The sequence below is a fragment of the Posidoniimonas polymericola genome, assembly GCF_007859935.1.
In the GTDB taxonomy this organism is placed as follows: Bacteria; Planctomycetota; Planctomycetia; order Pirellulales; family Lacipirellulaceae; genus Posidoniimonas; species Posidoniimonas polymericola.
The window spans coordinates 33,674-45,784 of record NZ_SJPO01000019.1 but is presented as its reverse complement, the minus strand read 5'-3'; the positions used below and the strand labels follow the sequence as shown (position 1 = coordinate 45,784).

Genomic DNA, 12,111 nt, shown 5'->3' with positions numbered 1-12,111 from the left:
CGGTGTTCGTCCCATGGCTGCCTCCGTGGGCTCCGCCGGCCTTGCGGCCGAGCGGCTATCTACAGGTACTTGCTCGCCAAGTCTGCCAGGCCGTACACCACGAAGCTGACAATCGCGACAATGCTGCACCAGAGGGCGGCGTCGAAGAGCTTGCTGGGCCGCAGCGATTGGTCGGTGTCGCGGTAGCGGAAGATGACCGCGGCGAACACGACCAAGAGCAGGATGGCGGCGGTCGCCACGCCGCCAAGGGCGACCATCCACACCGGCTTCTCGAAGAACAGGTAGATGCCGGCCCACAAGAAGGCGAACGCCCAGGCGAGCCAGAAAACGGTGCGTCGCCGCTCGGCCTGGTCGCGGAAGTTGATCAGGCCCACCTGGGCGAAGGCGTCGGCGTACATCCGGGTCCAGGCCGCCATCGCGCTGAACAGCGTCGAGAACAAGACAACAAACGCCCCCAGCAGGAACAGCCAGTGCGCCCAGGCGCCGAGCGTGTCGGTGTACATGTGGGCGAGGCTCTCGATCAGGGCGTTCCCCTCGGGCACGTTCTGCTGCGAGTGCAGCACCGCCGCGCCGAGCAGGAAGAACGCCACGGTGACCAGCGTGTAGGCGACCATCGAGGCCAACGCATCGAGCGTCATCACGCGGATCCAGCCGCGGGCGCGGGCGCGCCAGGCGTCGGTCTCGTCGCGCGGGCCGGCGTAGGCGGCGTAGCCCTTCTCCAGCAACCAGTACCCGTACTGGATGATCTCGTCCCCGCCGACGCCGGTCAGGCCGAACGCCGCGAACACCACCATCGTGGCCGCGGCCGGCAATTGAAACGACAGCCCGCTCAGCACCTGGTCCCCACTGATGGCGTACTCGGTCCACTGCAGCGCCGCCACCGAGGTCAGGGTCAGCAGCGTGAACAAGACGAGCAGCGCGAGCGAGCTCCGCTCGATCATCCGGTACCGCTCCAGCGAGACCAGCAGCCCCACTACTCCGGCGCTCACCCAGCACCACAACGGCACGGAAATCTGCGGCACAACCAGGTTCAGCACCAATGCCACCGCGCCGACAATGCCGGCCATCTGCGCAATCTTGAGCGGCTGCAGCAGGAACCAGCCCCAGATCGTCCAGTGCGCGCCGGCCGGCTTTGGGCCGGGCAGCCGGTTGATCGACTCCAGCGGCGTGCGGCCCGAGAGGATGGTGTGCCGGCCGAACTCGAGCTGCAACGCCACCTTCACTACGCAGCTCAGGATGATCACCCACAGCACGATAAACCCAGCCGTAGCGCCAAGCGTCGTGGTGGCGATCAACTCGCCCGAGCCAACAATCGAGGCCGACAGCACAAACCCAGGCCCGCAGTAGCCGAGCTGCCCCAGCAGCGACGCCGGCGGCTCCCGGACCTTTTCCGGCGTCAGGGCGTAGGGGTCACCAGCAACAGGCATACACAGACCACATCAGCGAAGAAACACCGCGAAGAGAAACGGAACAAGCCGAGCCCGCTAGCTTGATCGATCGCCGCGGCAATTGCTAGCCAACAAATAGCGCAACGCGGACGAGCCCCTACCTTCCCCTCCCCAGCAACCTTCGGCGGAAGCCGTAGGGCTTTCGGCCGCAAACGCGAGCGTGGGTACTTCTAAAGCACCCCGGCCGCAGGCCTCTAGCTGGGGGCGGGCTCGCCACTTCCGCCATGGGTTGCTGGTGGGCCCTAGCGGCGTGCGCGGCCCGAAGCTGCCCAGCCCACCGCAACCAGCAGGAGCAACTCCGCGGGCGGCGTGGGAACGAGCACGATGCTCGTAATAATGAAGGACACCTCCGATTCCAAGTCGCGGTGAAACGGTGGCGTTCTCGAGGAGAAGCCAATCAGTCCACTGATCATGCCCCCCGCATCGGTTAGCGGCGACACGTCCTGAATTGCCAACAGAGGCTCTCCAGTCCACTCGTTCTCCCAACGAGGCGGCGTATACGGCAAGTCTTCAAAAAGGAGAACCGCCCACGGGTTGAGTTGCAATGGACCCGCAGGAAACAGGGACAAGTGGGAGGCAAGCTTACCCAAACTCCAGACCTGCACGGGCGCCGGTGCGGCGAGGAACCCTAAGTCAGCGGAATCCTGCTCCGAGTACGGTCCCACACCGATGGCTGCTTGCTGCTCCAGCCGGAAACTGTCGCCGACACTGAAACCGAGTTCGGCAAGAAAGTAGGTTGCCCCCACCACCTCGTCATCCACTCCAAAGTCGCAGAGGGGATCGCACACTACCACCTTCCGATCATCCGTTAGGTCATTATCTGGGTCTAAGGGTACGATAATTTGGTAGAAACTCTCGACGTTCGGATCGTGCGAGATATACCCGGAGACTGAATCGCCGAGCGCGATCCCGTGGGCGGCGCCTTCTTCGACGCGGTTCACCTCTCCCTCGAACCGGTACACCAGCGGCCCGGCGGCGGCGACTGAGCAGCAAGCCAACAACGAGAGCATTCGAAGCGGCATGAAAAGCAGTTGGAATCGCATGCATGAGCCCTCGGGATGATGGAGCCGGCAGGGTAGCACAGGGCGGCCGCGTCGAACCACATCCATCGGCTTGCCCGCTAGCATTAACCCACGGCGGAAGCCGTGGGGATTCCGGCCGCAAGCCGCTGGCAAACTCCTACCCCAAGGCTTCCGCCATGGGTTACTTGTGCGCAGCCTAGCGGCGTTTGCGGCGTACTAGTGCCGCGGGGGCGAGCAGCAACGCCAGGGCGAGCGTCATCGGCTCGGGAGCGGCGGCGGGGCCGAGCAGGTTCGGGCCGGAGTAGTTGGCCCGCCACACGGTGTAGTCCGCCATATCGACGCGGCCGTCGGCGTTGGCGTCGGGGCCGCCGCCTATGTTGCCCATCATGGTGGCGTAGTTTTCCCGCCACTTGGCGTAGTCGTCCGCGTCGACATCGCCGTCGTAGTCGAAGTCGCCCGGCAGCGGCGCGAAGCCGGCCGCCGTGCCGGAGTAGTCCCACAGGGTCTGGGCGCCGGACGGGACGTGCTCGATGGACATCTCCTGGGTGATCAGCGTGCCCACCAGCCGCGCGCCGCCGTAGGCGTCGTGCACGATTGAGAGGTCGGTGACCCCGCCGCGGCGGAGCTCGTAGGCAAACAGCTGCCCGCCGGCCTCGTCGGTGAGGTCGACTTCAATCGTGTCGTACAGCCCCCGGCGCCCGACGCCCTCGACCAGCTCCGGGTACGACTTGTCGGCCTGCATCGAGAACCGCATTGCTATTGAGGCGGCCTGAGTGGTCCCGCCACGGTAGTCTACCGAAAACGCCGTGAGGTCCGACCAGCCCTCGTGGCCGCGGTCGGTGCTCTCGCCGTCGACGCCGTCGAACTTGATGTAGGCGGCGGCTGGGCAGCGGCACGCCGCGGTGAGCAGGGCGATCCCCAGGCAGAATGCAACGAGCGGGCGGGGCATGCTATCTCCATTGATTTGCGGTGTCGCGGCGTAGGCGACTAGTCCACTACGCTCTCCGCGGGTTCTCCCGGGGCTCTGACGGGGCTCCCCGCCAGGCCGCAATATACCTGGGTGAGTGCGTCGCCGCTCCCCCATTTCGCGGCGCCGGGCCACTCCGCGCTCGGGGCCGAATCCGCTATCATCGCTCTCACGGCGGCCAGCCCCGACACCCTTCCTTTTACCCCACCGCAAGTTCGCTATGGCCAGCAACGACCCTTTCGGCGCCCTCGACACGTTCAACACCGGCTCTGCTGCCATAGGCGGCGGCGAGGCCAAGTTCTACCGGCTCGGCAAGCTCGAAGAGGCCGGCCTGACCAAGGTCGCCAAGCTGCCGTACTCCATCCGGGTGCTACTGGAGAGCGTGCTGCGGAACTGCGACGACTACGTCGTGACGCAGGACGACGTCAAGAGCCTGGCCGCCTGGAACGACTCCAAGGGCGCCAACCCGAGCGAGGTCCCCTTCAAGCCGGCCAGGGTCGTGCTGCAGGACTTCACCGGCGTGCCGTGCGTCGTGGACCTGGCCGCCATGCGGAGCGGCATGCAGCGGCTCGGAGGCGACCCCAAGAAGATCAACCCGCTGGTTCCGGTCGACCTGGTGATCGACCACTCGGTGCAGGTCGACCACTTCCTCGGCGACGGCGCCCTCGACCTGAACATCGAGCTCGAGTTCGAGCGCAACCAAGAACGCTACGAGTTCCTCCGCTGGGGCCAGAAGGCGTTCGACAACTTCCGCGTGGTGCCGCCCGGCACAGGCATCGTGCACCAGGTGAACCTCGAGTACCTGGCCAAGTGCGTGTTCACCAAGGACGCCCCTGACGGATCAACTCTGGCGTACCCGGACTCGCTGGTCGGCACCGACAGCCACACCACCATGATCGACGGCCTCGGCGTGGTTGGCTGGGGCGTCGGCGGCATCGAGGCCGAGGGCGTGATGCTCGGCCAGCCGATCTACATGCTCACCCCCGAAGTGGTCGGCATGAAGCTGACCGGCAAGCTGCCGGCCGGGGCCACCGCCACCGACCTGGTGCTGACCGTCACCGAGATCCTCCGCAAGGAGAAGGTGGTCGGCAAGTTCGTCGAGTTCTTCGGCGAGGGGGTCGGCGGCATGTCGCTGGCCGACCGCGCGACCATCGCCAACATGTCGCCCGAGTACGGCGCCACGATGGGCTTCTTCCCTGTCGACGACGTCACGCTCGGCTACCTGCGTCAGACCGGCCGCACCGAGGACGAGATCAAGCTTGTCGAGTCGTACTGCAAGGCCAACCAGCTGTTCCGCACCGACGACGCGCCCGAGCCGGAGTTCACCAAGACCGTCGAGCTCGACCTGTCGACTGTCGTGCCGAGCCTGGCCGGGCCGAAGCGTCCGCAGGACCGCATCACGCTGACCGACATGAAGGCCCAGTGGGAGAAGGACCTCGAGGAGGTCTACGAGAAGAGCCCCAAGGGCGCGCCCGCCAGCCGCTGGGAGGGCGAGGGGGGCCAGCCGGCCGACCCGGAGGGCGCCGCCCAGCCTGAGGTCGCGATCGCCGACCCGGGCTTCGACGGCGTGAGCGTCGAAGTCGACGGCTGCACGTTCCCGGTCAAACATGGCAGCGTGGCGATCGCGGCGATCACCAGCTGCACCAACACCTCGAACCCCAGCGTGATGATCGCGGCCGGCCTGGTCGCCAAGAAGGCAGCCGCCCTCGGCCTGCAAGCCAAGCCGTGGGTCAAGACCTCGATCGCCCCCGGCAGCCGGGTCGTGACCGACTACTACGCCAAGAGTGGCCTCGACGAAGAGCTCGGCAAGATCGGCTTCTACACGGTTGGCTACGGCTGCACCACGTGCATCGGCAACAGCGGCCCGCTGCCCAAGCCGATCAGCGACGCCATCCGCCAGCACGACCTGGTGGTGAGCGGCGTCCTCTCCGGCAACCGTAACTTCGAGGGCCGCATCAACCCCGACGTCAAAGCCAACTACCTGGCCAGCCCCCCGCTGGTGGTGGCCTACGCCCTGGCCGGCAACACCGGCATCGACCTCACCACCGAGCCGCTCGGCGAAGGCGAAGGCGGCAAGCCGGTCTACCTGAAGGACGTTTGGCCTACGCACGAAGAGGTGCAGGAAGTCGTCAAGAGCTGCGTGCTGCCCGAGATGTTCCAGGAGCAGTACGGCGACGTCTGGAACAAGAACCCGAAGTGGAACGCCATCGCCACCAGCGAGGGCGAGCTGTACGACTGGAACGACGACAGCACCTACATCCAGGAGCCGCCGTTCCTCTCGAGCATCACGCCGGAGGTGAAGCCGATCGCTTCGATCACCGGCGCCCGCTGCCTGGCGCTGCTGGGCGACTCGGTCACGACCGACCACATCTCGCCCGCCGGCGCGATCGCCAAGGACTCGCCGGCCGGCAAGTTCCTGCAGAACTCGGGCGTCGAGCCGGTCGACTTCAACAGCTACGGCAGCCGTCGCGGCAACGACCGCGTGATGACCCGCGGCACGTTCGCCAACATCCGCATCCGCAACCAACTGGCCCCCGGCACCGAGGGCGGCGTGACCAAGTACCTCGAGTCGGGCGAGGTCATGCCGATTTACGACGCCAGCATGAAGTACCAGGCGTCGGGCACGCCGCTGGTGGTGCTGGCGGGCGCCGAGTACGGCACCGGCAGCTCGCGTGACTGGGCCGCCAAGGGCACCTACCTGCTCGGCGTGCGGGCGGTGCTGGCCGCCAGCTACGAGCGGATCCACCGCAGCAACCTGGTGATGATGGGCGTGCTGCCGCTGGAGTTCAAGAACGGCGACACCTGGCAGTCGCTCGGCCTGACCGGCGAGGAGACGTTCGACATCCCCGGCCTGACCGACGACCTGAAGCCGGGCCAGGACCTGGAGGTCAAGGCGGGCGACAAGGCCTTTACCATGAAGGCGCGCATCGACACCCCGGTCGAGATGGACTACTACCGCCACGGCGGCATCCTGGCCTACGTGCTGCGTAAGCTGCTGAGCGAGTAGCCCGGCGCTGGTTGGAGGGCGCTGGGCGCTAGCAAGAGCAGCCCGCGGCGGGAGCCGCGGTTTTGGCTCCGCACGACACCGTACGAACTGAGGGCGATCGCAAGTTGGCCAAGCTCGTCGCGAAACTGTCGCAGAAAACCGGCATCGCCCCGGAGTCGGTCGTCAAACTGTTAAAGGCGCTCGCCAGCACTGCCTACGAAGAGGCCGGTGAGGGGTTTGTGCTGCCTGGGTTCGGCAAGTTCAAGGTCGTCCAACCGCCGTCTCAACTTGGTACAAATCCATTCACGGGCAAGGCGGTCGAGTTCAAAGCGCCGCCCGAGATTGAATTCACGTTGGACACGGCAGCCAAGGAGTCGTTTGCCGCGGGCGCTCCCGCCGGGCCGCAAGAGACCTCAGGTAACTCGTCACGGGAGAAGTTGCCGCAGATCAAGCTCTCCCCTGACCCGAGTGATCTACTCAATGCGGGGATTAGCGATACGTACCACGACGAGCAAAGGCTCAAACTTGGAGGCGATCCGGATTGGATCCAATACCCGGAAACGCCCGTTTGCTGCGGAAGCGAAATGCAGTTCTACGGGCAATTGGATTCGATCGGTGGCAAGTTCTGCATCGGTGACGTTGGAATGCTCTACGTCTTCCTTTGTCCTGAATGCTGTGCGACTCGTTCGATCATGCACTGCTACTAGAGTCGCGTAGGCCGGAACAAGCGTTAGCGCTGTTCCGGCAGTTTCAGCCCGGAAGCGCCGGAACAGCGCTGCCGCTTGTTCCGGCCTACCAGCCTGCAGCCTCAACGCTCGCCCCCCTGCCGCCCCGCCCTCCCCGCATGCCCTCCCTCATCATCTTCGACTACGACGGCACACTCTGCGCCACGCACCAGGCGATCAGCCACTCGCTGACCGGCGTGTTCCGCGAGCGAGGGCAGATTGAGCTCGAGCCGGAGCTCGTTTCGCACGCCATCGGCCGTGGGATCTCGCTGCACGATACGCTGCGGGCGTTGCACCCGCGGGGCGAAGAACTCGGCGGCGAGGAACTCGACGACTGGCAGCAGCACTACCGGGCGATCTACCACGAGGCCGCGGAAACCCTGGTCGAGGCGTTCCCAGACGCGGCCGACACAGTCGCCGCGTGCGGTGAGGTCTGCCCGGTGGCGATCGTCAGCAACAAGAGCCCGGAGGCGATCACCCACTCGCTCCGTCAGCTCGGCATGGACGGCCTCGTCCAGCACATCTTTGGCGACAACGGCGTGCTGCCCAAGAAGCCCGACCCGGCGCTGTATGCCGGCGCGATCCGGGCCGCCTTTCCCGACGCCCGACCGGAGAGCACGCTGATGGTCGGCGACACGGCCTCGGACCTGCGGTTCGCCAAGAACGCCGGCCTCCGCGCCTGCTGGGCCGCGTACGGCTACGGCGGCGAAGAAGAGTGCAACGAAGTCGGCTACGAGTTCCGCATCGACCGCCTAGACGAATTGCTGCCGATTGTCGAAGGGCTGTAGCGCCTCGCGGGGCGAACTTCAACGCCCGGCCTGTGTCTGAACAGGTAGCGGCCCGCCCGCGCGGCGCCCGCCCCCCTCACCCCGCGAGCCCTCCCCATGAAAATCGTTCTCCCCGGCGGCAGTGGACAGGTAGGCACGCTCCTCGCGCGGGAGATGACGTCCGACGGGCACGAGGTCGTCGTACTGAGCCGCCGCCCCGCCCCGGCGCCTTGGCGTACCGTGGCCTGGGACGGCCAGACGGTCGGCGATTGGGCCGGCGAGCTCGAGGGCGCCGACGCCGTGATCAACCTGGCGGGCCGCAGCGTCAACTGCCGCTACAACGCGGCCAACCGGCGCGAGATCCTGGACTCTCGAATCGACTCGACCCGCGCGGTCGGCCAGGCGATCGAACGCTGTCAGTCTGCGCCCAAAACTTGGCTGCAGGCGAGCACCGCCACGATCTACGCCCACCGCTACGACGCCGCCAACGACGAGGCGACCGGCGTCCTGGGCGGCGAAGAACCTAACGCGCCCGACACCTGGCGGTTCAGCATCGACGTGGCGTCCCAGTGGGAACGCGCAGCCGAGTCGTTCAACCTGCCGGGCACGCGGCTGGTGCTGCTCCGCTCGGCAATGACGATGAGCCCCGACCGCGGCGGCGTGTTCGACACGATGCTGGGCCTGGTCCGCAAGGGGCTCGGCGGGACCAACGGCGACGGGCGGCAGTACGTGTCGTGGGTGCACGACGTCGACTTCGTCCGCGCGGTCGACTGGATCCTCGAACACGATTCTCTCGCCGGCGCCGTCAATGTCGCCTCGCCGCACCCGTTGCCCAACCGTGAGTTCATGTACGGGCTGCGACGGGCTTGGGGGACGGGAGTCGGCCTGCCGAGCACGCAGTGGATGCTCGAGGTCGGAGCGGTCTTCCTGCGGACCGAGACCGAGTTGGTGCTCAAGAGCCGTCGCGTCGTGCCCGGGCAGCTGCTCGAGTCGGGCTTCGAGTTTTTGTTGCCCGACTGGCCCGACGCCGCGGCCGACCTGTGCCGGCGTTGGCGGGCCGCTCGCTCTCCTGGCGATCCGGCTCCGCCCTGAACGCTAAGGCGGTCCGAACCCCATCTCCTCTCGCGCGCGGGCAGTCTATACTCTAAGCTTCGGACGCGGCTCGCGGCGTCCCCCGAGTTGTCGAGGCCGAATGCTACGCTCGCCGAACAACCCGATCGAGGACCCCGACCCCAACTCCGATTGGGACGCGGCGGAGGCCGGCCTGGGGCCGGTGGTGCTGGGCGTGCTCTCGGCGGTCGGCTACGTGCTGTTCTACAGCCTGAATATCTACCTCGCCCGCAACCTGACCCGCGAGGACTTCAACGACTACAACGTCGGCGTGTCGACGCTGCTGCTGCTGGCGTCGATCGCGCCGCTGGGCCTCGAGAAGCTGTCGCTGAAGATCGTCCCGGTGCACCTGCACCATGGTGAGCGGGCCCACCTGGCTGGTTTCCTGCGTTTCGCCCTGCTCACGACGTTCGCGGTGAGCGTCGCGATCTGCCTGCTGGTCGACTCGGCCGTCGAGTCGGCCCTGATGCTGAACCACCTCGGAAGCCACTTCGCGATCCCGATGATCGTGGCGTGCCTGCCGATCCTGTCGGTCTTCTCGGTGCTGCTGGAGTCCGTCACGGCCGCCGGCGCACCGGTGGCCGCCGCCGCGTTGTACCGCGTGGCGTTGCCGCTGCTGATGATCGCCGCCAACCTGCTGGCGTGGCGGCTGCACGGCGCGGCCTCCGGCGCGACGGCCAGCCTCAGCTTCCTGGCGGCGTGGCTCGGCGTGACCCTGATGATGGGCTGGCTGCTGCGGCTGCGGCTCCCCCGCCGCACGGATCAGCCCGTCCCCCACAACGGCGCTCCCCGGTACGACGCCCGCGCGTGGCTGCGGGAGTCGACTCCGCTGTTGCTGCACGGGCTCTTGATGACGGCCATCGCGCAGTCGGGCGTGATCGTGCTGGAGCTGAGCCCCAACTTCCACACGGACGCGTCGGTGTTCGCCGTGGCGATGCAGACCGGCGCGTTCATCGTGCTGTTCTCCACGTCCGCCAACCGCTTCTACCTGCCGCGGGTGGCGTTGATGCTCAAGCAGAACAACCGGGCCGGCCTGGCCCGCTTGACCCGCCAGCGACGGCTGCTGTTCGGCACGATCTCGGCGGTGTTCGTGGCGGTGGTGTTTGTGTTCGCCAGGCCGCTGCTGCGGCTGCACGGCCCCGGGTTCGATCAGGGCTACTGGGCGACCTGCGTGATCGCCGTCGGGGCCGCCATCAGCACCACCTTCTCGCTCGCGCCCATAGGCCTGCAGTTCTCGGGTCGGCAGCAGTACGTGATCTCGCGGATCGCGTTGGCGGCCGTCGTGAGCATCGCGGCTTGCGTTGTGCTGGCCAACTGGTACGGGCCGGTCGGGGCCGCGGCGGCGTACGCGGGGCCGTTGATCGCGTTGCACCTGACTCTGGCGCACAAGGCCCATGCGCTGCTTGCCGAGCAGTGAACGGACGGCGTCTTTCTGACCGGATTTCGGTAGAAAGTGTGAGCCGGCTGTGGTCCACTAGGTGTCAGCGCGGCGCTGTACCGGGGCCCGTCGGCGTCGTTGTTTGATCGATCTCCGATAGTGACTTGATCGCAGCGTTCACCCCGTCGACTCTTGTCCCAAGAGTTGCGCAAGATCGGACAAAAGTCGCCGCAGCGCGAACACGACCGATGCCGTAAGCCGCTACGAGAACAAGAGATACAAAAAGCCCATGCCCCAAGTGGTCGGTGACTTTTGTCCCTATAAACGCGTGTCGGAATAAGGGACAAAAGTCGGCCGGCCTCGCGCCCATCCAAGAAACGCCGTATCAGGACGAACACAACGGCATGACCGACAGCACACCACCGCGGGGCCTGCTGGGCCGCTGGAACGCGATCCCGCTCTACCTGCGGATCGTTATCGCGCTGGTCCTCGGCGCCATTACCGGGGTGGTGCTCGGTGAACGGGCGCGGATCCTCGAGATCCCGAGCCAGGTGATCCTGCAATTGCTGGGGGCGCTCGCGCCGCCGCTGATCCTGGTGGCCGTGGCCCACGTGCTGATGACCAGCGAGGTAAAGGGCAAGCAGGCCGCCCGGCTGTTCTTTCTGTTGCTGCTGAATACCTGCGTGGCGATCGTCATCGGCCTGACCGTGGCCAACGTGATGCAGCCCGGCTCGTGGGTTGAAATCGAGCCCGAACCGGTCGCCGAGGATTTGGGCGAAGAAGGCCCCAACCCGCTGGCCCTGCTGATCGACAAGGTGCCCAAGAGCATCCTCGGGCCGTTGGCCGGGCGTCAGAACATCATTGGCGTGATCTTGATCGCCGTGGCGTTCGGCGTGGCGATGCGGGGCGTGAAGCACCGCGAGGTCGGCACGGTGCAGGACCTGGTCGAGGTTGCCTACGACACGCTGCTGGTGGTGCTGCACTGGATCATCCAGCTGGTGCCGATCGGCGTGTTCGCAATTGTCGCCAAGGTGGTCGGCGTCGAGGGCTTCGGCCGATTCCAGGCGATGGGTGCGTTCGTGCTGGCGGTCGTAATCGCCCTGGGACTGCAGACCGTGTGGTACCTGGTGCGGATCAAGCTGTTCAGCTGGCCGCGGCCGCTAGACGTGCTGCGGGGCGTGCGTGACGCGCTGGTCATGGCGTTCAGCACCGACAGCTCCACCGCCACGATGCCGGTCACGTACGCCTGCCTGACCGAGAAGGTCGGGCTGCGGGAGGAGTCGGCCAGCATGGGCGCCCTGGTCGGCGCCAACTTCAACAACGACGGCACCGCCCTTTACGAGGCAATGGCCGCGCTGTTCGTCGCGCAGCTGTTGGGGATGGATTTGTCGCTCTCGCAGCAGATGATTGTGGTGTTCACGTCGATCATCGCCAGCGTCGGCGCCGCCGGCATCCCCGAGGCCGGCATCGTCACGATGACGCTGGTGTTCACGGCCGTGGGGCTGCCGATCGAGCAAATCCCGATCCTGCTGACGGTCGACTGGTTCCTCGACCGCTGCCGCACCACGATCAACGTGCTGGGCGACGTCAACGTGAGCTGCATCCTCGACGGACGAACCAGGCCCGAAACAGCGGCCTAGCGCAAGCCAGCCGGCCACAGCCGGCGCCGAGGGTCTAGCGAGGGCCGCGTCCGTTGCTGGTTGGGATC

General features: G+C 66.6%; 9 protein-coding genes. 6 read left to right on the top strand and 3 right to left on the bottom strand.

The window, feature by feature from the left end:
- Positions 1 to 59: 59 nt before the first annotated feature.
- The 3 genes from Pla123a_RS24190 to Pla123a_RS24180 all read right to left on the bottom strand — a co-directional run bounded on the left by Pla123a_RS24190 (position 60) and on the right by Pla123a_RS24180 (position 3,419).
- Entirely contained in the window at positions 60 to 1,427 is a 1,368-nt protein-coding gene (locus Pla123a_RS24190; protein ID WP_197528262.1) for an Nramp family divalent metal transporter, read from the bottom strand.
- Positions 1,428 to 1,690: 263 nt separating this feature from the next.
- Complete coding sequence (locus Pla123a_RS24185; RefSeq protein ID WP_146591896.1) at positions 1,691 to 2,491, bottom strand: hypothetical protein; 801 nt, start codon at positions 2,489 to 2,491, stop codon at positions 1,691 to 1,693.
- A 175-nt stretch (positions 2,492 to 2,666) separates the two neighbouring features.
- Positions 2,667 to 3,419, bottom strand: a complete 753-nt coding sequence (locus tag Pla123a_RS24180; RefSeq protein WP_197528261.1) for a type VI secretion system tube protein Hcp — start codon at positions 3,417 to 3,419, stop codon at positions 2,667 to 2,669.
- Positions 3,420 to 3,657: 238 nt separating this feature from the next.
- Between Pla123a_RS24180 and acnA the strand changes: the two genes are divergently transcribed.
- From acnA to Pla123a_RS24150, 6 genes are all read left to right on the top strand, one after another.
- The gene (acnA, locus tag Pla123a_RS24175) at positions 3,658 to 6,444 is read left to right on the top strand and encodes an aconitate hydratase AcnA (RefSeq protein ID WP_146591892.1); all 2,787 of its coding nucleotides are present in this window, start codon (positions 3,658 to 3,660) and stop codon (positions 6,442 to 6,444) included.
- A gap of 104 nt (positions 6,445 to 6,548) precedes the next feature.
- Positions 6,549 to 7,130: an HU family DNA-binding protein gene (locus Pla123a_RS24170; RefSeq protein WP_197528260.1), complete on the top strand. Its 582-nt coding sequence runs from the start codon at positions 6,549 to 6,551 to the stop codon at positions 7,128 to 7,130.
- A 137-nt stretch (positions 7,131 to 7,267) separates the two neighbouring features.
- The gene (locus Pla123a_RS24165; RefSeq protein WP_197528259.1) at positions 7,268 to 7,936 is read left to right on the top strand and encodes an HAD family hydrolase; all 669 of its coding nucleotides are present in this window, start codon (positions 7,268 to 7,270) and stop codon (positions 7,934 to 7,936) included.
- 96 nt (positions 7,937 to 8,032) lie between these two features.
- A complete protein-coding gene (locus Pla123a_RS24160; RefSeq protein WP_146591886.1) occupies positions 8,033 to 9,007 on the top strand; it encodes a TIGR01777 family oxidoreductase in 975 nt (324 codons plus the stop codon).
- A 100-nt stretch (positions 9,008 to 9,107) separates the two neighbouring features.
- Positions 9,108 to 10,442, top strand: coding sequence for a lipopolysaccharide biosynthesis protein (locus Pla123a_RS24155; RefSeq protein ID WP_146591884.1), 1,335 nt, complete (start codon positions 9,108 to 9,110; stop codon positions 10,440 to 10,442).
- Between the two features lie 365 nt (positions 10,443 to 10,807).
- Entirely contained in the window at positions 10,808 to 12,043 is a 1,236-nt protein-coding gene (locus tag Pla123a_RS24150) for a dicarboxylate/amino acid:cation symporter (protein ID WP_146591882.1), read from the top strand.
- Positions 12,044 to 12,111 lie beyond the last annotated feature (68 nt).